General features: G+C 70.3%; 19 protein-coding genes and 2 pseudogenes. 8 read left to right on the top strand and 13 right to left on the bottom strand.

The features are described 5' to 3' along the window. Nucleotides 1-5: 5 nt before the first annotated feature. Both LG395_RS39155 and LG395_RS39150 read left to right on the top strand, forming a co-directional pair. A pseudogene (locus LG395_RS39155) lies at nucleotides 6-1,674 on the top strand (allophanate hydrolase). A 62-nt stretch (nucleotides 1,675-1,736) separates the two neighbouring features. Beyond that, complete coding sequence (locus tag LG395_RS39150) at nucleotides 1,737-2,423, top strand: TetR/AcrR family transcriptional regulator (protein ID WP_225814115.1); 687 nt, start codon at nucleotides 1,737-1,739, stop codon at nucleotides 2,421-2,423. Between the two features lie 578 nt (nucleotides 2,424-3,001). Here LG395_RS39150 and LG395_RS39145 read toward each other — a convergent pair. Beyond that, nucleotides 3,002-3,613, bottom strand: a complete 612-nt coding sequence (locus LG395_RS39145) for a TetR/AcrR family transcriptional regulator (protein ID WP_225814113.1) — start codon at nucleotides 3,611-3,613, stop codon at nucleotides 3,002-3,004. 362 nt (nucleotides 3,614-3,975) lie between these two features. Between LG395_RS39145 and LG395_RS39140 the strand changes: the two genes are divergently transcribed. Together LG395_RS39140 and LG395_RS39135 are read left to right on the top strand one after the other, a co-directional pair. Then, complete coding sequence (locus LG395_RS39140) at nucleotides 3,976-4,521, top strand: DUF302 domain-containing protein (protein WP_225814111.1); 546 nt, start codon at nucleotides 3,976-3,978, stop codon at nucleotides 4,519-4,521. Nucleotides 4,522-4,603: 82 nt separating this feature from the next. Continuing rightward, entirely contained in the window at nucleotides 4,604-6,064 is a 1,461-nt protein-coding gene (locus tag LG395_RS39135) for an amidase family protein (protein WP_225814109.1), read from the top strand. 126 nt (nucleotides 6,065-6,190) lie between these two features. On the opposite strand, the gene LG395_RS39130 is transcribed toward LG395_RS39135, so the two are convergent. The 8 genes from LG395_RS39130 to LG395_RS39095 all read right to left on the bottom strand — a co-directional run bounded on the left by LG395_RS39130 (nucleotide 6,191) and on the right by LG395_RS39095 (nucleotide 14,142). After that, nucleotides 6,191-6,328, bottom strand: a complete 138-nt coding sequence (locus LG395_RS39130; RefSeq protein ID WP_171150036.1) for a hypothetical protein — start codon at nucleotides 6,326-6,328, stop codon at nucleotides 6,191-6,193. Nucleotides 6,329-6,922: 594 nt separating this feature from the next. Further along, on the bottom strand, nucleotides 6,923-8,959 hold the full coding sequence (locus tag LG395_RS39125; RefSeq protein WP_225814107.1) for an oxidoreductase: 2,037 nt from the start codon (nucleotides 8,957-8,959) through the stop codon (nucleotides 6,923-6,925). A gap of 187 nt (nucleotides 8,960-9,146) precedes the next feature. Beyond that, nucleotides 9,147-9,338 carry a hypothetical protein gene (locus LG395_RS39120; RefSeq protein ID WP_225814106.1) on the bottom strand — a complete coding sequence of 64 codons (192 nt, stop codon included), beginning with the start codon at nucleotides 9,336-9,338 and terminating at the stop codon, nucleotides 9,147-9,149. A 29-nt stretch (nucleotides 9,339-9,367) separates the two neighbouring features. Then, nucleotides 9,368-10,492, bottom strand: coding sequence for an NAD(P)/FAD-dependent oxidoreductase (locus LG395_RS39115; RefSeq protein ID WP_225814104.1), 1,125 nt, complete (start codon nucleotides 10,490-10,492; stop codon nucleotides 9,368-9,370). A gap of 191 nt (nucleotides 10,493-10,683) precedes the next feature. After that, nucleotides 10,684-11,811, bottom strand: coding sequence for a LacI family DNA-binding transcriptional regulator (locus LG395_RS39110; RefSeq protein WP_225814102.1), 1,128 nt, complete (start codon nucleotides 11,809-11,811; stop codon nucleotides 10,684-10,686). Then, complete coding sequence (locus LG395_RS39105) at nucleotides 11,811-12,581, bottom strand: amino acid ABC transporter ATP-binding protein (RefSeq protein WP_308071488.1); 771 nt, start codon at nucleotides 12,579-12,581, stop codon at nucleotides 11,811-11,813. The genes LG395_RS39110 and LG395_RS39105 overlap by 1 nt, the downstream gene beginning before the upstream one ends. Then, a complete protein-coding gene (locus LG395_RS39100) occupies nucleotides 12,578-13,327 on the bottom strand; it encodes an amino acid ABC transporter permease (RefSeq protein ID WP_171150039.1) in 750 nt (249 codons plus the stop codon). The genes LG395_RS39105 and LG395_RS39100 overlap by 4 nt, the downstream gene beginning before the upstream one ends. A 2-nt stretch (nucleotides 13,328-13,329) precedes the next feature. Next, nucleotides 13,330-14,142 (bottom strand): ABC transporter substrate-binding protein, encoded by an 813-nt coding sequence (locus LG395_RS39095; RefSeq protein WP_225814100.1) that lies wholly within the window; start codon nucleotides 14,140-14,142, stop codon nucleotides 13,330-13,332. Nucleotides 14,143-15,036: 894 nt separating this feature from the next. Here LG395_RS39095 and LG395_RS41845 point away from each other — a divergent pair. Beyond that, nucleotides 15,037-15,259: pseudogene (locus tag LG395_RS41845) on the top strand (HD domain-containing protein); the annotation flags it as partial. Between the two features lie 84 nt (nucleotides 15,260-15,343). Here LG395_RS41845 and LG395_RS39085 read toward each other — a convergent pair. Beyond that, nucleotides 15,344-15,814 carry a hypothetical protein gene (locus LG395_RS39085; RefSeq protein ID WP_225814098.1) on the bottom strand — a complete coding sequence of 157 codons (471 nt, stop codon included), beginning with the start codon at nucleotides 15,812-15,814 and terminating at the stop codon, nucleotides 15,344-15,346. Between the two features lie 269 nt (nucleotides 15,815-16,083). Then, nucleotides 16,084-16,665: a hypothetical protein gene (locus tag LG395_RS39080; protein ID WP_225814054.1), complete on the bottom strand. Its 582-nt coding sequence runs from the start codon at nucleotides 16,663-16,665 to the stop codon at nucleotides 16,084-16,086. Nucleotides 16,666-17,307: 642 nt separating this feature from the next. Between LG395_RS39080 and LG395_RS39075 the strand changes: the two genes are divergently transcribed. Together LG395_RS39075 and LG395_RS39070 are read left to right on the top strand one after the other, a co-directional pair. Beyond that, complete coding sequence (locus LG395_RS39075) at nucleotides 17,308-17,559, top strand: hypothetical protein (RefSeq protein WP_171150042.1); 252 nt, start codon at nucleotides 17,308-17,310, stop codon at nucleotides 17,557-17,559. Between the two features lie 4 nt (nucleotides 17,560-17,563). After that, on the top strand, nucleotides 17,564-17,941 hold the full coding sequence (locus LG395_RS39070; protein WP_225814096.1) for a toxin Doc: 378 nt from the start codon (nucleotides 17,564-17,566) through the stop codon (nucleotides 17,939-17,941). Nucleotides 17,942-18,203: 262 nt separating this feature from the next. Here the strand turns inward: LG395_RS39070 and LG395_RS39065 are convergent, their stop codons facing one another. Further along, nucleotides 18,204-18,383, bottom strand: a complete 180-nt coding sequence (locus tag LG395_RS39065; protein WP_308071487.1) for a hypothetical protein — start codon at nucleotides 18,381-18,383, stop codon at nucleotides 18,204-18,206. Nucleotides 18,384-18,501: 118 nt separating this feature from the next. Continuing rightward, nucleotides 18,502-19,326, bottom strand: coding sequence for a helix-turn-helix transcriptional regulator (locus tag LG395_RS39060; RefSeq protein WP_225814094.1), 825 nt, complete (start codon nucleotides 19,324-19,326; stop codon nucleotides 18,502-18,504). 102 nt (nucleotides 19,327-19,428) lie between these two features. Between LG395_RS39060 and LG395_RS39055 the strand changes: the two genes are divergently transcribed. Further along, nucleotides 19,429-20,886, top strand: a complete 1,458-nt coding sequence (locus tag LG395_RS39055; RefSeq protein WP_225814092.1) for an aldehyde dehydrogenase family protein — start codon at nucleotides 19,429-19,431, stop codon at nucleotides 20,884-20,886. The last annotated feature ends 301 nt before the right edge of the window (nucleotides 20,887-21,187 follow it).

Below are 21,187 nucleotides of genomic sequence, written 5' to 3'. Positions count from 1 at the left end.
GCGCCATGACGCCGGCCGCACGCGTCGAGGCCGCCTACGACCGCATCCGCAGCGCGGGCCGGCCCGAGATCTGGATCCACCTCAGACCCCGCGACGAGGTGCTCGCCGAGGCCGCCGGGATCGATCCGGCGCTGCCGCTGGCCGGCCTGGTCGCGGCCGTCAAGGACAACATCGACGTCGCCGGCCTGCCCACGAGCGCGGGCGCCCCGTCGTACGCCTACCGGCCCGCGGCCGACGCGCCCGCGGTGGCGCGGCTGCGCGCGGCCGGCGCGGTCGTCCTCGGCAAGACCAACCTGGACCAGTTCGCCACCGGCCTGGTCGGCACCCGCAGTCCCTACGGCGCCGTACGCAACGCCTGGGACACCACCCGCATCTCCGGCGGGTCGTCCTCCGGTTCGGCCGTCGCGGTCGCCCTCGGCATCGCCGACCTCGCGCTGGGCACCGACACGGCCGGCTCCGGGCGGGTGCCCGCCGCCCTCAACGGCATCGTCGGGGTCAAGCCCACCAAGGGCCTGGTGCCGGTGACCGGCGTGGTCCCCGCCTGCTACACCCTCGACTGCGTCACCGTCTTCGCCCGCGACCTGCGGCTCGCCCGCACCGCCGCCGAGATCGTCGAGGGCCCCGACCCGGCCGACCCGCTCTCCCGCACCGGCACCCAGCTCCCGCCGCCGCCCGCGCGCCCCAGGATCGCCGTCCCGGCCGCGGAGCACCTGGACGGCATGGCCGACGGCTGGCGCGAGGCCTTCGACGCCACGGTCGCCCGCCTGGCGGCCACCGGCGCGGACATCGTGGAGACCGACGTCACCCCGCTGCTCCGGGCCGCGGAACTGCTGTACGGCGGTGCGTTCGTCGCCGAACGGTACGCCGCCGTGGGCGGACACGTGGACAAGCACCGGGACCTGATCGGTACGGATCTCGATGCCACCGTCGCCTCCATCGTGCTGGCCGGCCGGGAGAAGACCGCCGCCGACTGGGCCGCCGACACCGCCCGGCTCGCCGCGCTCGGCGCCGCCGGACGCGCGGCCCTCGACGGCTGCGCGGCACTGCTCACCCCTACGACCACCTGGCATCCCACCCTTGACGCAGGTGGCGGCCGACCCCGTCGCCGCCAACGCCCGGATGGGCCGCTTCACCAACTTCGCCAACCTGCTGGACTACGCCTCGCTCGCCGTCCCCGCGGGATGCGTGGACGGTCTCCCCTTCGGCGTGATGCTCACCGGCCCGGCGTTCTCCGACCGCGCCCTGGCCGTCTTGGCCGAACGCCTCGCCGCGCCGCAGCTCGACCTCTTCGTGGCCGGCGCCCACCTGACGGGACAGCCGCTCAACGTCCAACTGGTGCAGGCGGGCGGCACCCTGGCGGGCCCCGACCGCACCGCCACCGGCTACCGCCTGTACGCCCTGCCCACCGACCCGCCCAAGCCCGGCCTGGTCCGGGTCGCCGACGGCGGGACGGGCCAGGGTCCCGGAGGGGGCATCGAGGGCGAGATCTGGCGTCTGCCGGCCGCCGGGTTCGCAGCGTTCGTCGCGGCCGTTCCCGCACCGATGGCCATCGGCACCGTCGAACTGGCCGACGGACGGCAGGTCAGCGGCTTCCTGGTGGAGCCGTACGCCGTCCGGGGCGCGCCCGACATCACCCGCTTCGGCGGCTGGCGGGCCTATACGGGGTCCGCGTGACGGCACCGTGCGACCGGACCACCCGAAGGGAGGGGACGCGGCGGGATGGCAGCATGGAAACCATGACCGTGACGCGTCCCCGCCAAGGCAGACCCCGGCACACGCCGCCGTCCGACCCGGGCACTTCCGCCCGGGAACAGATCCTCGACGCCGCCGGAGCGCTCTTCGTCGAACGCGGGATCGCCGGTACCAGCACCCGGATGATCGCCGAACGGGTCGGCATCAGACAGGCCTCGCTCTACTACCACTTCGCCACCAAGGAGGAGATCCTCGCCGAGCTGCTGGCCACGTCCGTGCGGCCCAGCCTGCGGATGGTGGAGCAGATCCGGGCGCTGGTACCGGAGCGGGCGCATCCGGCAGCGGCGCTCTACGCGGTGGCCGCGATGGACGTACGCACCCTCTTGCGCACCCCGTACAACATCGGCACGCTCTATCTCCTGCCGGAGGTACAGGCCGAGCGGTTCGACGCCTTCCGCGCCGAACGAGGCCGGCTCCAGGCGAGTTACGGCGCCCTCGGCACCCTGGCGGCGGCCCAGGCCGTCACCCGCGGACTGAGCACCGACCACCTCGGCGAACTGCTGATCCAGCTGGTCGAGGTCGTCATCCAGATACGACGCTCCCGTGAGCCGGAAGCAGCCGACACCGACGCCATCGCATCGTCCTGCCTGCGCCTGTGCGGCCTCACCGAGCCCGCCGTGACCATCGCCAGGGCCGAAGCGCGAACCCTGCTGGACCTTTTGACCTCTTGACCTGACCGCCACCCCACCAGGCGGACCACCCCCGCCCGCCCACCGAGCCACCCCTCCCCCGCCGTCACCCGGCCAGGACCGAGCGAACCGATTCCGCGCGACCGGCCAGTGCAGGGGTCGGCCGTCGTAGGGGATGCGGGGACCGCTGCGGCTCGTGACGAAGGTGCTGTCCGAGGTGGCCAGGTTGCCGCCGCCGCTGATCAGCGTGCCCGCCGGGCAGTCACGGGTGACGGCGCCCCGGGTCTGTCCGGGCGGCACGCGGTCCCCACCCGCCGCTCCGTGCGTGACGGCCTTCCGGGTGGTTGTGGAGCCGGACGCGTCCGGCTGGGCGAAGGCTGCTGCGGCGCCTGTTTCGAGGGGCGCGACGACGGCCAGACCACGCAGCGCGACGGCCACGTCGTCACGTTGCAGGGCCCGGCGGGCGGGGGTCCGGCAGGACCAGCCCTTGCGCACCAGCAGCTTGCGCACGCCCCTGGCGATCACCGGACCCGCCTCACCCCGGCGATACCGCAGGAGACCGCCGCCCATCAGCCCGACACCACCACGAGCCCGACATCAGTCCGCGTCTGCGGAGGTGGTCACAGCGGTACGCCTTCTGTCGCCTGGTCGATCAGCGTTCTGGCCAGTTCCCGGGCGTCCTGATACGGAAGCGTGTCGTTGAGCGAGGTGGACAGGGCGTTGGCGCCCTCGAACAAGACAGCGAGCCGGCGTCCGAGAGTTTCGGGCTCGTGCGCACCCGCCTCGGCGGCGGTCTTGACCAGGCGCTCGGTGAACTCTCTCTTGTGACGCTCGACCAGTGCTGCCGCCTCGGGCATCGTCCCAGCCGCTTCTACGGCGGCGTTGTGCAGTGGACAGCCGCGCACGACCTTTGCCGGCGGAGAGTCGGCGAACAGCGCCAGCAGACGCTCGCGCGCGCTGAGGCCGCTGCGCTCCAGAACGGTCTCACCGTGCACAGGGCCTTCCGGGTCTGACTCGACACGCTGCAGGTACGCGCTGACCAACGCCTCCTTGCTCGGGAAGTGCTGGTAGAACGTGCGGGTCGACACCTGCGCCACGTCTGTCAGCTTCGCGATACCGGTGACGTGTATGCCGTCACGCGCAAACAGCTCGACCGCGGCACGCAGGATGCGCTCCCGCGCCCCGCGCCCGCCCCGGCGGGGTGTACCTGCCGTTGCTTCGCTCGTCGCCATGCGACAAGTATACCGATCGCTTTACTTCCCCTGGCAGGCGCGCTAAGGTCGATTAAGTACAGCGATCACTTTACTTCATGGAGGTTCCTCCGGCCTCTTGGTCCTGCCCCGTCGGTCGCTCCCGCCGAGCGCGGCGGTATCCACAGGCAGACACTGATGCCGGCGGGTTCGGCTCAGGTGGTGCACCGATCTGGGGGCCACCGCGGCAGCCGTCGCGATCGGACCGCATACGGCAGCTCACGGCCCACGCCGAGCGGCCGTAAGGGAGCCCTGGCCGGGAGGCCCGGGCGCCACCGGTCCATGATCCGCGGCCGGACGGACCTCATCTCTCACGACTGGCACATCGGAAAGGACGATCAAGCATGTCCATCGAGAACTTCGTCGCAGTCCCCCACGAGGTCGTCCGGTGGTCGATCGACACCGGAACGTCCTTCGACGATTTCAGGGCCCGGTACGAAGCTGCGGTGCCGGCTCTGGACCTGGACCGGATGGCGCAGCTTCGCGCCGAGCGAGCGAGCTGGGACGCCGTACTGGCCGCCGCCGCGGATAACGCACCGCACGGATTCATGCGGTTCTGGAGCACCGATGTGGGCGAAACCATGCAGCTCGCAGGCGATCCGGGATCCTGCGTCACCTACCTGATGGGAAACCACACGATTGCCGAGCGCATGTACCGGCACGACCCGGCGGTGATGCTCTACGCCCCGCTGCGCACGACGATTCACCAAGACGCGCAGGGCGTCACGCGGTTCTCCCTCGACCAGCCCAGCACCCGATTCGCCAGCTTCGGCGTTCCGGACATCGCTGCCGTGGGGCTGGAACTGGACCGCAAGGTCGTCCACCTCCTCCGAGTCCTGGACGTGCCGGTGCCCCCCGCCCTCTCCGCAGGCGCGGCGGACGGCCGGTAAGGCTCGGTCCGGTGCACATCGGCCCCGACGCGCTATTGCAACCGTTCGGGCAGATGGACTTTCCGACACAAGAGAGGTGATCATGCAGGACAAGGTGTTCCCCGTCGGCTCGGTGCCGGTTCCAGGGGACGACGAACTGGCCGAACTGGGTGTGGCCGCTGCGGCCGCCGCGATCCGTGACGGCGACATCACGTCCGAGTCGTACGCGGCCGCACTTCTGCGGCGCGCGCGGAAGAATTCGGATCTCAATTCTTTCATCACGATGGACGAATCCGCCGTGTTGACCGCGGCCAGGGATGCGGACAAGGCACGTGCGTCGGGTTCCCGCGCTCCCGTCCTCGGGGTCCCGATCGGGGTGAAGGACAGCTACGCGACACGTGGTCTTCGCACGACGCTGGGAGTCGGGGCTCTGGGAAGTTTCGTGCCGGCCGAGGACTCCGACGTGGTCGGCTCGATCAGGGATGCCGGCGGTATCGTCTTCGGCAAAGTCAACCTTGTTGAGATGTCGTTCGGGCTGACCGGACACAACAGCCGCTATGGACAGGTGAAGAATCCCTACGGCCACGACCGCGTGCCGGGAGGGTCTTCGAGTGGCTCCGGAGCGTCCGTCGCGGCCCGCCTCGTGCCTGCGGCGCTGGGGGGCGACACGGTCGGTTCCATCCGGGTTCCCGCTTCACTGTGTGGGGTGGTGGGCTTCAAGCCGACCACGGGACGGTGGCCGAGGGGTGGCGTCGCGCCGGTTTCGCACACGCTCGACACGACAGGCGTCCTGGCGCGCAGCGTAGAAGACTGCGCGCTGATCGACCAGGTCGTCACGGAGGATGCGGTCGCTCCCCGTTCCGGTCGGTCCGGTCTGCAGGGGGCGAGGTTCGCCTACGCTCCCCGGCAGTACATGGAGTTGATCGACCCCGAGACCGAAAAGCATTTCGATGATGCGCTCCTGCGTCTGCGGGACGCTGGTGCCGAGGTTGTCGAGATCGACCTCGGTGAGGATTTCTCGTCGCTGGCGGACCGGCTGACGTGGAACCTGTTCTTCCGGGAGACGATGGAATCCGTAACAGAATTCCTGCGGCAGAACAATTTCCCGGTTTCCTTCGATGAGATTTACAACGGGCTCAAGCCCGAGCTCAAAGAGGTGTGGAGCCATCTCGTGCTGCCGAGTGGGCAGGGATATCTGTCGCGGGAGAGCTACGAGGCGACACTGTCCGTCGAGCGCCCGGAACTCCAGCGCCGGCTCGGTGAGGTCTTCACGCACGGGTTCGATGCGCTCCTCTTTCCGACGACGCCCTGTCCCGCACCGCTGATCGAGCACCGGGCGAGGTTCGAGGTCGCGGGCGAAGAAGTCAGTGAACTGTTTCTCGCAAAGAACACCGTTCCCGCCAGTGGCGCGGGCCTGCCTGGTATCAGCATCCCCATCGGTCTGAGCGCTCACGGCCTGCCTGTCGGGCTGGAGATCGATGGCGCTTATGGGCATGACAGGGAGCTCCTGGACCTGGCACGTCGCATGGAGTCCGTTTTCGACACGCTGCCCGCACCCGCGTGAGGATGCGCGCCACCCGTCAACGGGATGTTCCGGGCGAGCCGGAAGCCGTGGAGGTCGAAGGCCTTCCTCTCCCCCAGTTGGGCTGTGCACCGGCAGGTGAGAGGTTCCCGCGTCCGTGATCTGGGCTCAGAGGTTGCAGATGAGATTGCTGCGCAGGGTGTACCCGGCGGCAATGAGGTAGCCACTCTCCAGGCGGTACCCCGCGCCGATCACCCACACGTTGTCGTTGAAGTTGTCCACGCGGAACCGGTCGCCGGAGTGCATGGTTCCGACAGTCTGGCCTCCGGGTGTGCTCCGGATGGTGGCGTCGATGGGTACGACGGAGCAGACGACGGAGGCGTGGGGTGATGCTTTCGACCGAGGGGCGTCAGCAGCAACGGCGGGACCGGCCATGCTGAGCAGAACCCCTCCGGCGACGGCCGCTGCGGCGAGGCTTCGTTTGACTGGGAACATCTTCCACTCCTGTCTTGGCACGGCACCCGGATGACAGTGCCGAGTGGAAGTCATCCAACTGCTTCCGGACCCGACGAGAGAGGCCTGTGTGACGTGATGCCTTGTTCGGGCCTGATGTTGGCCGACAATCCACCCCGCCCCGCCCCCGCTCGCGGGGTCGGAGCAGGTGCGGAGATGGGCGCCTGGCTCCTTGCCACGGTGCGCCGGTCCACCGCTGCGCGGCCAGGAGCCGGCTCTGCCGGTGATCTTCACCGGGTCGGGACCATCCTCACGGGCGCGGAGAACAGTCCGACCAGCTGACCCTTCCGCCCGGGGCCGCCGACGGGCGCTCGCGCGACACGTCCTCGGCGGTCCCGGCGGGCCGTCCCTGGGCGCAGGTCGGTACGCCCCGGTGCGATGGGGCCTTCACAGGGAGCCGCACAGCCGGCGGGCGTCGAGGAGCGCGGCGTGGACGTTGCGGTGGGCCACCGCGTCACCGATGCGGAACAACTGGTAGGTCCCGCCCTCATGGGTCACCCGGTCCTGTGGCCGGCCCTCGGCCAGCGCGGTCACGTCGGTCTCGCCGAGGTTGCGGGAGCCCGCCCGCAGCTGGTGGTACAGGTCGTCGGCCGGGGTGGTGCCGTGTTCGACGACGACCTGGTCGACGGTCCGCTCGCAGACCGCGTCGGTGTAGGCGTTGGCCAGCGTGGCCACCAGTGCGCCGCCCTCGCGGCGGACCGCGCGCAGGAGATGGTCCGGGGTCAGCACCGTGCCGTGTGCGTACAGGGCATGCAGGTAGTCCGGGTAGAGGGTACCGGTCACATCGGCGCCGACCGTCCGGTCGGGGGTGACGAGCTCCACGTGCGCGCCGGCGGTGGTCAGGTACTCCGCCGCGGTCAGTGCCTGCTCCCCTCCGTGGTCGTCGAAGATCAGTACCCGGTGGCCCGGCCGGGGCCTGCGGCCGAGCACATCCCAGGTCGAGTCGACCAGTTCCTCCCCGTTCTGGGCCACGGCGGTGTTCGGGAGCCCGCCGGTGGCCACCACCACGACGTCGGGCCGCAGGGCGAGGACGTCGGCGGGTTCCGCGAGGCAGCCACGTCGGACGGTCACTCCCAGGTGCTCCACCTCCTTGGCCAGCCAGTGGACGATGCCGGCCTTTTCGGCGTGCCGTGGGGTGCGCGCGGCGAGCATCACCTGCCCGCCGAGCCGGTCGGCGGCCTCCAGCAGCGTGACCTGGTGACCGCGTGCCGCGCAGACGCGGGCGGCCTCCAGTCCCGCCGGACCGCCGCCGACCACGACCACCCGCTTGGCGGCCGGTGCGGGGCCGACCAGCTGTGGGATCACCTCTTCCCGGCCGGTCGCGGGGTTGTGCAGGCAGAAGGTCTCCACGCGGGAGGCGCAGTAGGTGGCGCCGACGCAGGGGCGGATACGTTCCTCCTGCCCGGCGAGGAGTTTGGCCACGATGTGCGGGTCGGCGATGTGCGCCCGGGTCATGCCGACCATGTCGGCATGACCGCCGTCGATGGCGTGCCGGGCGGTGGGCAGGTCGGCGATCCGGCCCGCGTGGAAGATCGGGATGCCGCCGGCCGCCTCGCGGATCGCGGCCGCCACCGGGAGGTGGGCGCCCAGCGGCCGGCCGAAGACGGGGATGACGTCGGCGAGTTCTCGGTCGGTGTTGCCGGAGCCGTAGACGACGGACAGGAAGTCGAGCTTGCCGGTGCCGGCCATGGCCGTCGCGATGTCGGCGCAGTCGGCGGCTGTGAGGCCGTCGGCCGCGCCCTCGTCGCCGGGGACGCGCATGCCGACGACGAAGTCGTCGCCGACCTGTCTGCGGACCTCTTCGAGCACCATGTGGCCGAACCGCAGCCGGTTCCGCAGGGTTCCCCCGAACTCGTCCGTGCGGTGGTTGGTCCGCGGCGACCAGAACTGGTCGATCAGGTGGCCGGCCATGGCCGCGATCTCGATGCCGTCCAGGCCGCCCTCTCGTGCCCTTCGCGCGGCCGTGCCGTAAGCCGTGACGATCCGGTCGATGTCGAAGCGCTCGATCTGCTTGGGGAAGCTGCGGTGGGCCCGTTCGCGCACCGGGGACGGGCCGAGGGCGGGCAGCCACTGGTCGATGTCCCACCTGGAGCGCCGGCCCAGGTGGGTGAGCTGGATCATGATGGCGGTCCCGTGCCGGTGCACCCGGCCGGCGATGGAGCGGTAGAACGGCAGGACGGCGTCGTCCCCGGCGTTGATCTGGTCGAAGACGTTGGCGGAGTCCGCCGCGACGTTGCTCGAACCCCCGATGATCGTCAGGGCGATGCCGCCCTTGGCCTTCTCCTCGTGGTACAGCTCGTACCGAAGGCCCGGCACGCCGCCGTCGAGGTAGCCGGACGGCGCGTGCCCGGTGCTGTAGATCCGGTTCTTGAGGGTCAGGTTGTTGATCCGCAGGGGTTGCAGGACCGGGTCGTTGACACGCACGGGGCTGGACTCCTTCACCGGGTCGATGGGGGCAATGGGTGCGGGGCCAGGGCGGGCGTACGGCCTGGCCGGTGCGGGCGCTGGTACGGGCGGCGTCCAGCACGGTGGCGGTCACCGCCGTGTCCCATGGACCGACGGGCACCGCACCGGTGCCGCGGAGCGCCGCGGCGGAGGCGGGGTAGAACGCTCATGGGTGGACGGCACGGGTTCGGCGTGCGCTCCGCGCGCCCAGGTCGCGGGCGACCTGGGTGCGGCGCTCGGGCGAAGTGGTGACCACCCCGAGGAGCGCGCAGTCCCGCGCGGAGGCGATCGTCGGCGCGTGGAAGTGTCGGCCGCCGAAGCCGTGACCGACCGGACCGATGCGTACAGGCGTGGTCATGCGTGGCCCTTGCTGTGCCGGGGCGGTGGTCAGCGGAAGCGGCCGGGCCTGAACGCGGCCAGCAGCGGGCTGCGCTCGCCGGTGGTGATCTCGTCGGCTAGCAGTTCGCCGGTGATGAGGGCGAGGGTCGCGCCGCTGTGCGTGAACGCGACGAACAGGCCCGGGACCTCGTCGAGTTCACCGAGGACCGGCTCGCCGTCGCCGGGGATCGGCTTGCGGCCCACACCGTAGGAGTCCAGCTCCAGCCGCGGATCGCCGGCCAGCACCGCCGTCGCCTCGCGCAGCAATTGCTCGACGGTGGAGTCCTTGACCTCGTAGCTGCCGTCCCCGTGGTCGACCACCTCGGCCGCCGAGGCATCGGAGTCCATCACCAGCGCCCCGCCCGGGGCGGGCCGCAGCGCCACACGGGGGGTGTTCAGCGTGGCACGCAGGGCCGTGTCGACCGGCTTGGTGCGTACCAGCAGCGCCCGCGGCGTCGCGTCCGGGATCCGGACCCCGTAGGGGCGAACCATGCGCGGTACGTCGGCGCCCGTCGCCAGCAGGACCGCGTCGGCGTCGATCCGTTCCCCCGCGCCCGTGCGCACCGCGACCGCCCGGCCGCCTTCGACGACCACGTCGGCGGCGCCACCACCGGCGCGGATCACACCGCCGGCCTCGGTGAACACACCGGCGAGGTGCCGGACGAGCGCGACCAGATCCACCCAGCCCTCACCGGGGTTGAAGATGGCGCCCTCCTCGGGGACCGCGGCCGGGTTGACGCCGGGCGCCCACCGCGGGACCTCGTCCCGGGTCAGCCACACGGCGTCGTAGCCGTTGCGTCGCATGTGCTCGAACGCCGCGCGGTGCGAGTCCTCCCCCGGCGCCGCCCAGGTCAGTCCGCCGTCGAACCTCAGGAAGTCGGAGGACGGCACGCGGGTGGCGAAGGTGCGGTAGCGGTCGATGCCGAGGACCCGCAGGTGGTGGTAGGCCTCGGAGCGCATGCCGCCGAAGGAGTTGAGCCAGGACAGAGAGCGGCCCGACGCGCCGTCGGCCAGTTCGGACTCGGTGACCAGGACGACCTGTGCTCCGCGGAGGGCGAGCCGCGTCGCGGTTGCCACCCCGATGACACCGCCGCCCAGGACGGCGACGCGGGGGCGGGAAGGGGAAGTACGCATGGAGAAACCTCTCGGTGTTCGGGAGAAGGGCATGGACGGGACGCCCAAGTGCGTCTCGTTCGCTCGTGGATCGGGTGCGGCGCCCTGAAGGTGGTCCGGCCGACGACGCGGGTGCGGCGGATCAGCCGGGGAGGCGGTACGGGGGCGCAGCCGGGGGTCGCGGTACGGGGATCAGCCGGGGTCGGAGTGGCTCAGCCGGAATGCGCGCGCACGCCGTGGCTGTGCTCGGCGGTGCTGGAGCGGACGACCAGTTCGGTCGGCAGCACGATCCGCTCGGCCGGGCGGTCGTCGCCCTTGATCCGCTCGAAGAGGCGCGCCGCGGCGGCGCGGCCCATGTCCAGCGGTGACTGGGCCACCACGGTGAGCGGCGGATCGACGAGCGTGGTCCAGTCCAGGTCGTCGAAGCCGACCAGGGAGACGTCCTCGGGGATCGCCAGTCCACGCCGGCGTGCCGCCATGAACAGGCCCTGCGTGGTGACGTTGTCGGTGGCGAAGACGGCCGTGGGCGGCTGCGGCTGCGTCAGCAGGGCCTCCGCCCTGCGCTGGGCCTGTGCCGCGTCGCTGAGCGGCGTGTACTGGATCAGCTCGGCCGAGGAGGTCGCCCGGTGGTCGTCCACGGCCGCCAGGTAGCCGCGGATACGGTCGATGGACGGGCGGGCGGCGCCCCGGACCGACAGCCGCCCGGTGCCGGTCCGCGTCACCAGTTCCGGGCCCTCCGCGGGGTCGACGCACGCGAGCAGACCGACCCGGCGGTGGCCGAGGCCGAGCAGGTGCGCGACCGCCTGGTACGCCGCCGCCTCGTTGTCGATGACCACGCTGTCGGCCTCCAGCGCACCGGTGTGCCGGTCGAGCAGGACGATCGGCACGCCCAGTTCCTTCGCCCGCTCCAGGTGGGCGACGTCGGTGACCGAGGTCGGTGCCACGACGATGCCCTCGACCTGCTTGTCCAGCAGGACGCTGACCGCGGCGCGCTCCACCTCCAGCCGGTCGTCGCTGTTGGCGAGAATCGGCTCGTATCCCTGTTCGCGGGCCACGTCGCAGATGCCGCGCATCGCGGTGGCGAAGTAGGGGTTGGAGATGTCGGCTCCGACGAAGCCGATGCTGCGCGTGCCACCGGAGCGCATGCTGCGTGCCACGGCGTTGGGCGAGTATCCGAGCCGTTGTGCGGCTGCCTGCACCTGTTCGCGCAGGTCGTCCCTGACCCGACCGTAGTTGCCCAGCGCCCGGCCGGCCGTGGCCACCGAGACACCCGCCTCGCGGGCCACGTCGGCCACCGTCGGACGCCTGCGCCCGGGCGCGGCTCCTGTGCCGGCCGGCATCACAGCACCTGCGACAGGAAGGTCTTCAGCCGCGGCGAGGAGGGCGCGTCGAAGATCTGCTCGGGCGGCCCGGACTCCACCACGACTCCCGCGTCCATGAACACCACCGTATCGGCGACCTTCCGGGCGAACCCCATCTCGTGGGTCACCACGACCATGGTCATGCCGCCCCGGGCCAAGTCTGCCATCAATTGGAGGATACCCTTGACCAGTTCGGGGTCGAGCGCGCTGGTGACCTCGTCGAAGAGCATCACCTGCGGCTCCATGGCCAGGGCCCGCGCGATGGCGACCCGCTGCTGCTGACCGCCGGACAGCTGGGCCGGACGGTGTCCCGCGCGGTCGGCCAGGCCCACGTCCCGCAACCGCTGCCGGGCGATGGCCTCCGCCTGTTCCTGCGGCATCTTCTTCACGTGCCGCAGCGCGAGCATGATGTTCTGCGCCGCGGTCTTGTGCGGGAACAGGTTGAAGTGCTGGAAGACCATGCCGACCCGCTGGCGCAGCACGTTGATGTCCATGGTCGAGGTGTCCTCGCCGCCCAGCAGGATCCGGCCCGCCGAGCGGGTCTCCAGCCCGTTCAGGCAGCGCAGCAGCGTCGACTTGCCCGAACCCGACGGACCGATGACGCACACCACCTCGCCGGCCGGGGCGAGGAGGTCCGTGCCGCGCAGGACCTCGACGGGCCCGAACCTCATCCGCACGTCGCGGGCTTCGAGCGAGGTCCCCTCGTAGCGGTGCGAGTGGGAGGGGACCGCCACATCCGGCGTCGTCATACCAGGGCCTCTTTCGGGTCCACGAGGGACGGTTCGTCAGCCGCGGCGGCCGGGCGGGAGCCTTCGCGCAGCCGCCGGTCGATGGAGTTGACCAAGTGGGTCAGCGGAACGGTCAGCAGCAGGTAGCACAGTCCCGTGGCCAGCAGCGGGGAGAGGTTGCCGGTCGTCATCGCGTCGTCCTGACCGATGCGGAACAGCTCCCGTTGGCTGGTGACCAGGCCCAGGAAGTACACCAGGCTGGAGTCCTTGATGATGGCGATGAACTGGTTGACCATGGCCGGCAGGACCCTGCGCACGCCCTGCGGGATCACCACCAGGCGCAGTGCCTGGCCGTGGGTCAGCCCGAGGGCCCGGCACGCCTCCCCCTGGCCCTTGTCCACGCTCTGGATGCCCGAGCGGAAGATCTCGCCGATGTACGCACCCGACATCAGGCTCATCGCCAGGATGGCCACCGGGTACGGCGAGGTCAGCCAGCTGACCTGCGCGGAGAACACTCCCTCGCCGACGATGAGGATGGTCAGAGCCGCGGGAAGGCCCCGGAAGAGGTCGGTGTAGATCCGGGCGGGCAGACGCAGCCACCAGCGGTGCGACAGGCCGACGACCGCCAGGACCAGGCCGATGACGCTGCCCAGCAGCGCGGAGGCCACCGCGAGGACCAGGGTGTTGCGCAGCCCGTAGGTGAGCAGGTCCGGCAGCACCTGGCCGATCAGTCGCCAGTCGAAGAAGTTGTGCAGGAACGCGTTCATGGCTACCCCTTGGGGGTGTAGGGGGGCAGCTGGCTGCCGGTGGGCACCGGGTCCTGCGGGAAGTACTTCTTGTACAGCTTCAGCCAGGTGCCGTCGTCGACCAGCTGTCTGAGCGCGGCGTCGAGTTCACCGGCCAACTTGGTGTTGCCCTTACGCACCGCCCAGCCGGCGGGGAAGTCGGTGGCCGGGAGGGTGATGGGCTGCTTCAGGTGCAGGTCCGAGTACTTCTTGACGATGCCCAGATTGGGTCCGAAGTCGTTGAAGAATCCGGCGACCCGGTTGTTCTTCAGCGCCAGGTCGGCGGAGTTGTCGTCGGGGAACCGGACGATGTCGGCGCCCGGCAGGAACGTGCCGGCGTTGGCGTCCTCGATGGACCCCTGCAGTACGGCGATCCGCTTGCCCTTCACGCTCGCGACGGAGGAGGTGATCCCGCTGTCCGGCTTGGTCAGGACGCCGAAGTAGCCGGCGAGATAGCCGTCGGAGAAGTCGACCATCTTCTTGCGCGGCGCGGTGATGCCGATCGCCGCGGCGGCCACGTCGAACTGCCTGTTGCCGACCGCCGGCAGCAGCGCCGAGAAGTCCAGGGACACGATCTGCGGCTCCAGCTTGAGCTCGCGCGCGGCTGCCGAGATCAGGTCGACCTCGAAGCCGGTCAGCTTGCCGTTCTCCTCGTAGGCGTAGGGCTTCATGTTGTTCGAGGTGCCGATCTTCAGTACGCCCGCTCGGCCGACCCCTTGTGCCTGCCCTCCGGAGCCCGCCCCCGTGGGCGTCCCTCCGGAACCGCAGCCGGTCGCCGCGAGCAGCAGCAGGGCCACCGCGGCAACCCCTCTCTTCGCTGGACGGGCCTTCCCCATAACTCCTCCATGCATGCCGAGACACTCGCGCGTGTGCTTGAGGTCCGGATCCGACTGACCGGCCCGGACGAGAGGACAGGTGGGACAGATGCCGACGGGGCCGAAGCGATGACACGTGCAGCACGTCCCTCCGCCGCGAGAGAACGTTCTCTCACCGCGGAGTGAGAGAACGTTCTCACCGGCCGTCGTGAGCGTCAATACCTTCGACCGGAAACGTGGGAACACAGGGCGCGGCAAGAGCCGCACGCGAACGGTGCCGGGGGCGCCGAAGGGCGGCTCGCTCTGCCACTGCGGGCGGCGGACATCGGCCGGTGCCTCGTCGACGACTCAAGCGGACCCGGATGTCGCATCTGCCGTACGCCTGCACAGACGACCGGGAGCGGTGACCCGGGGCGGCCGGCATCCCGGACGAGTTGCCGCTAGGGTGCCGTTCGCGTGGGTGACCGCGGACGAGGCGTAGGGGCAGGTCACGCGGCTGCGGTACCGGCTGGAGCAACGCGGCGTCGCGCACGTACCGGCGGCCAAGCTCGACGGCACCGTCGTCACCGGTTGGGCGGGGCTCTGCTGGATCGGCCGGAACGCCAGCAAGCTTCGAACTGCGTGATCGCGTTCAGCACCGCGGCGAGGGCCCCCGGTGCGCTACGCAGCAACCGCACGTGTTCCCGCGTCGGCAGGACGACCTCGACGAGGTTCTCGGCGGCCCCGCTGGGTGAGGCGGCGCGGCGCGCCAGTTCGCTGCGGGCCGGGCTGCGCCGCCGTATCCGCCTCGCCGAGGCGCGAGAGAGGCCTGACGGTGACCGACGAGATGACCGCGGTGGCGCGTTTCCTGTACGAGGCAGGGACGCTGAATCAGACCAACAGTCCCCTGAGGCGATCTGCGCCTGCGACGCGGACCAGCTGGAGTGCATGATCCAGGGCGTCTGAGCACCGCGACCAGGGCTACGCGAACGCGCAGCGGTGGATCGACAACAGCCGCGCACGGATCACCACCAGGAACGGTCAGGCCCTCGCGGACGCTGTCCCCCAGACGGGATCGCTGGACTGGCCGGAGGCCGCTCTCGGCGAAAAGGACAGGTGAGGGACACGTTCTACTGGACGGCCGGCGAACAGCAGCCCAACGCCAAACCCGAGGAGATCGAGTTCACGCGGAACCGGCGGGACATCAGCGTTGGTGTGAGGCCTGGAGGAGGTGTGAGCGTGCTGTGCTGGTGGTGGTGGGGCGGTATTTGTGGCTGAAGTTGAGGGCGATGTCGAGGGCGAGGAAGTTGTGTCCGGTGTGGGTGCGGGCGCGGAGCAGGATGCGGAGTTCGGCGAGGGGGATGGCTTCGGGGAGTGTGAGGTGCCAGGTCTGCTGCCATGGTCCGGCGGGTGGTGTGGGGTTGCCGGAGAGTGTTGCGCCCAGGGTTTTGAGGAGGTCGGGCAGTGTGTAGTTCTGCTCGAGGAGTTTGACCGGCCCGTATTTCGTGATCACGTTGCAGGTGACCCGGGTCAGGTCGACGGGTTCTTTGAGGTGGCCGTGCATCTGCCAGCGGGCTTGGTGTCCGAGCCAGGGCAGCGCGGGGGTGAGGGTGAGGGTGAGGCTGTGCAGGATGTAGGTGTCGTCGCTCCTGTCTTCGACCAGGCGGATGCTCATGTCACTCCTCACCCGTTTGCGAGCCGGGAAAGCGCGGGTCGGACAGCTGCTGGGTGGCGGGCTGTGGGCACAGCGGTGGGCACGAAGGTGCTGGTGGGGCGGCCGGGGACGGGAAGGGGCGGCCGTGTGGGCGGTGGCTGCGGCTCGCCCGGGATCCGCGCCCGGCGGGTCGGTGGGCGGGGTGGGTGTCACGTGGATGGGTCAAAATGGGACCCCGGCCCGATTCCGGCGGGCCGGGGCTCCACTCTGTGTGTGTGGTGGGCCGTGGTCTAGTACTCGTCGTGGTGACGCTTGATGACGCGGAAGCTGGCGACGACGCCGTCCTCGACGTCGATGCCCTCGGTGCAGTCGGGCTTGACGCCGTAGCTGGAGCTGTGCGGGCCGACGGTGGCGATGGGGGCGCCGTTGTCGCAGACGGCGCCGCGGAAGACCTCGACGGTCTTGCGGCTTTCGTTGCGGACGTTCAGGGTCTTGGCGCCCAGGCCGCTGACCACGGTGATGCAGTCACCGGGGTGGGTGGAGTAGGAGCGCTCGTTGACCTGGATACGGCCCTCCTCCCCGCCGCGTCCTCCCTCGTTGTCCTCGTCGTTGTCGTTGCCCCGGCCCTCGTTGCCGCGGCCTTCGTTGCGGCCCTCGTTGCCCTTGCTGTTGTTGCCCTCGTTGCCCTTGCCGTTGCCGTTACCGTTGCCGTTGCCGTTGCCGTTGCCGTTGCCGCCGGTCACGGCCGCGACAGCGGCGGGGGCTTCCTGGGGCACCGATGCGGAGGCGGCCGAGGCGTAGGTGATGCCGGTCGCGGCCACGGCGGCGGCAGCCGACACGACGGCGGTGACTACGGTCGAACGAACCTTCATCTCACTATCTCCTGTCGCGCAGAGAGACGCCGGCCCCTCGGCCGGCTCGTGAATGAACTTACCTACTTCCGACATGGCGGGCATATCGGTAGATCGGGTTCCAGCTCCGAACAGGGTATTCTTCGCCCCTTCACTGTCAGCTGATGGCATGTCATATGGGCCAGGCAAAAAGCGGATTGACATACTATTAGGCCTTTCAGGTGACATTCTGACGCCTCCTCATTGCCGGAACCACGGCGCGTCGCTGCGGACACCACCAACCCAGCCGTGCTAGACGAGACCACCCCGGAACCCGCCGACGGGCCCCGGCAGGAGACCACCCCCGCACGAGACCGCAGAGCACCCCGGCCCTCTTCCCACCGGGTGGACTGCACCCTTGCCCGGCGTCCCGTGGCACGGACGCCACGCTATGACCACCGGCCGGCGGGCGCCGAGGGCGCGCGGCTCGGCGCCAGGTCGAAGGGGTGCCGCACGGACCTGCCGTACTACCGGCGCATGACGCTCCGAACGGGACGCCGGCCACGGGCGGCCGGTGGTGACCGGACGTCGCAAGATCCCTTCCTGGACCCCGCCGGGTACCCGGGATGGCCACTCTGACCTGCGGGGATTGAGCCCTGGGTACCCCAGCGGTACCCTGAGGGCATGGCAGCACTCAACGTGGAATTCTCCGATGCGGAGCTCGAAGACCTCCGGGCGGTCGCCCGTGAGCACGGGATGCCGATGAAGGCGTTCGTGAAGGCCTCCACGGCTGACGCCATAGCCCACCACCGGGCTCTCAAGGCCGCGGCGCAGGAGTTCCAGCGGGTATTCGCCGACCCCGCGCTGGCCGATGCCATCGCCGCTGCGGGCATCGACGACGGTCCCGTCGCGGGCACCACGGGCAGGGCCGCCTGAATCCATGGCACCCGCCATCCACATCGACGTGCGCTGGCTCCTGGAGCAGCACGAGACCGCTCTGCCCGACCAGCCTCACATCAACGACTACTCCGCCCTGGTGGCAGCCGTCGGCCGGCACCGCGTGGACCCGCCCCGCCTCGGTATCGACCCGGACGCGTCCTGGCGTGCCGCCGCGCTGCTGCACACGCTGCTCCTGCTGCGGCCGCTGCCGTCCCTCAACGTGCGCTATGCGTGCGCCGTCACCATTGCCTACATGCACGCCAGCGGGGAGGGACTCGACGCCCCGTACGGGGAACTCGTCGAGTTGTGCAAGGACCTCATCGCGGGCAAGGACGGTGTCTTCGGCGCGGCCGACCGGATCCGTTCCTGGCGCCTGTGACAGCCGGGGCTGCCTGACGGCACGACGCCCCCGGGTGCCGCGGCGGCACAGACTCGGGAGCATGATCCGGTCTTCGGGTAGGGCCGCTGCCTGTGGGCGAGGGCCTGCGATCCAGGCCAGGGGCGCAAGCCGCGCTGTACGCGAGCGTCTCGGCCCTCTTCTGGGGGTGGGTTCCTGGTGCCGTGCGTGCGCTGACGGACCGCGGTGGCCACCCGGTCATCCGCCGCTCCCCGGGGCCGTGTGCGGCTTCGAAGGATCCGCGTCAATTGCCCTGCGCCGAAGACGAGGTGAGCGAGGCTGTCGGCGAGCGACTCTTGGTGACCCGGCCCGAGGCGGTCGCCGCCACCAGGCTCGCCGCGGGCACCGCCCAGTGACCCGGGAACGTGCGGACGATCACCAGCAGCGCCGTGGCCGGCAGCACCGACTGCTGGGCGACACCCACCTTGCAGGAGCGGGCTCCCGCGGCTACGCCTCGCCAACCCGAGGCGCTTCCTCGACGAGAAGCCGCCCCAGCACCTCCAAGCTGGGCGGGCTCGCGCGGCGGACCGTGGCCCGGGTGCTCAGACCCACTGCTGAAGGCCTACCGTGGCCGCCAGGTCCAGTTTGCTGCGGGCGTCCGTGTCGGGGCGTGGCAGAAAGACCACAAGGCGCAGGTCCGCGGGCTGGATCGTCAGGACGCTGGACTCGAGGGCGATCTCGCCGACCAGAGGGTGCACCACGATCTTGCGCGCACTCTGGAGGTCGCCCACGGTCGGCTGGGCCCACAACGACAGGAAGCGCGGAAGACGACGCAGCTTCGTGACGAGCGCCGCCAGGGCAGGGTCCGACGGGTAACGGCTGGTGGTTGCACGCAGGTCGGAGACGAGAGAGCCCTCGAACGCGTCCCGTTCGTCCTTGGTCAGCCGCATTCGTCCGGGCCCCGGCCCGAACTGGGACAGTACGAGGTTGCGGCCGTCATCGTCGGTGGAGCTCGGGTCACCGAAGGTCGCAGCAAAAAGCGGGTTCCAGTGCAGCAACTGCCAGGCGGCACTGTAGACAGCCAGCGGATTGACAGCGAGCTGTTCCATCAGCCGGTGCAGGTTCGCCGGGATCAGCAGAGGAATCCGGTCCGGTCCCGCGGCGTGCCCGGCCAGGCGCATGAGGTGTGCTTGTTCGTCGTCGGACAGTCGAAGCACGCGGGCGATGGCCGTGCAGACCTGGGGAGAGGGGGTGAGGGAGCGACCCTGTTCCAGGCGTTCCACGTATTCGACGGAGATTCCGGCCAGCATCGCCAACTCGCCACGGCGCAGGCCCGCTACGCGGCGGGGAGAGTTGTGAGGGATTCCGACGGCCTCCGGAGTCAGTCGTTCACGCCACGCTCGCAGGACTTGTCCGAGTTCGTTCATGTCCCCATGGTCCCTCACCTTCCGCCGTCTGAGGGTGGTACTGGCGTTACGACGAAGATCTGTCCCTTCCCGCGCGATCGGAGCGATTACAGGATCGACGTCATGAACACCATCGCGCAGCACTGGATCAACGGACAGTGGACCGGCTCCGACTCGGTTCTGGAATCGATCAACCCCGCCGACGGCACAGTGGTCGGCTCGTTCTACGACGGTGGCGAGGCAGAGGCCTCGGCCGCCGTGGACGCCGCCGCCGCCGCGTTCGCGACCAGCGAATGGGCGCGCACTCCCTCGCTCCGGGCGACCGTGCTCAGTCGGCTGGCCGACGCCCTGGAGGCCCGGGTGCCCGAGGTTGCGGCCATGTTGTCCCGGGAGAACGGCAAGCTGCTGGGTGAGACCACGTGGGAGGTCGGCGGTGCGGTCGGGTGGCTGCGGTACGCGGCGGCGTCCGCACGCACCCAGACCGCCGGGCGCGCCGCCGAGACGGCACCCGGCCAGTACACCCACTCGGTGCCCGAGCCGCTCGGTGTCGTCGGGATCATCTCTCCCTGGAACTCCCCCATCATGCTGACCGTGCGGGCACTGGGCCCGGCCCTGGCCGCCGGCTGCACCGTCGTCGTCAAACTTCCGGCTCAGACGGCGCTGACCAATGAGCTCTTCGCACAGGTCCTGGCCTCGGTCTCGGAACTTCCGACGGGCGTGGTCAGCGTGTTCACCGAGTCCGGCAACACCGGAGCCCCGTTCCTGGTCTCCTCGGACAAGGTCGACGTGATCAACTACACCGGCAGTACGCCGGTCGGGCGCCGCATCGCGGCCGCGGCCGCCCCCACACTCAAGCGGCTCGGTCTGGAACTGGGCGGCAAGGCGCCGATGGTGATCTTCCCCGACGCCGATCTGGACATGGTGATCCCGACCTTGGTGCAGTCGCTGGTGCTGATGAACGGGCAGTTCTGCTGCACCGGCTCCCGCGTACTGGTTCACCGGGACATCGCCGACCAGGTGCGCACTCGCCTCACCGACGCGCTCGCGCAGGTGCGGCTCGGCTCGGGTGACGACGAGAAGGCCCAGCTCGGCCCGGTGATCGACCGGGCGTCCGCCCAGCGGGTGGACGCGATCGTGGAAGAGGCCACCTCGTACGGCACGGTACTGCTGCGCGGCGGTGTGGTCACCGACGGCCCGCTTGCCGCTGGTGCGTTCTACCGGCCGAGCCTGATCGAGTTGGACCGCACCGACGTCCGGATCGTGCAGGAAGAAGTCTTCGGCCCAGTTCAGACGTTCGAGATCTTCGACGACGAGGACGACGCCGTGACCAAGGCGAACGCCACCATCTACGGTCTGGCCGCCTCGGTGTTCAGCTCGGACTCCATGAAGGCCCGCCGGATCGCCCGGCGCATCCGCACCGGCACCGTATGGATCAACACCTGGGGAGCCATCAGCGAGGACTTCGAGGAGGGCGGCGTCAAGGGCAGCGGTTACGGCTACCTGTGCGGCCCGCGAGCGATCGAGGAGTTCCAGGCCCTCAAGGTGTACGTGGAGCAGGACCACACCCAGTCCGCTCACTGATCAGATCATGACCTGGCCCGGCGCCCACCTGGGCGCCGGGCCTTCCCCTGCAAGGGAAGGTTGCGCCAAGGCGTCGATTCAACGGATACGAACAGCGGCTGGCCGTGCGATCCTCGCCCGAGTTCGCCAGAGGCACCACTGCGGTGACCCGCGTGGATACCGACTGCCCGGAGGAACACGTGTCGTCCGCCGCGCGGGCAACGCCACCAAAAGATGTGAATGATACGGACAACCCGAACGCGACCCTTATGGGCGCCTGAAGTGGATGTGCCCGCAACCTCCGCCCCAGCCCGCCACCCGG

The sequence above is a fragment of the Streptomyces spinosus genome (assembly GCF_020400655.1).
Lineage (GTDB): Bacteria > Actinomycetota > Actinomycetes > Streptomycetales > Streptomycetaceae > Streptomyces > Streptomyces argyrophylli.
The sequence above is the reverse complement of the archived record's forward strand: the minus strand, read 5'-3'. Positions and strand labels throughout refer to the sequence as shown.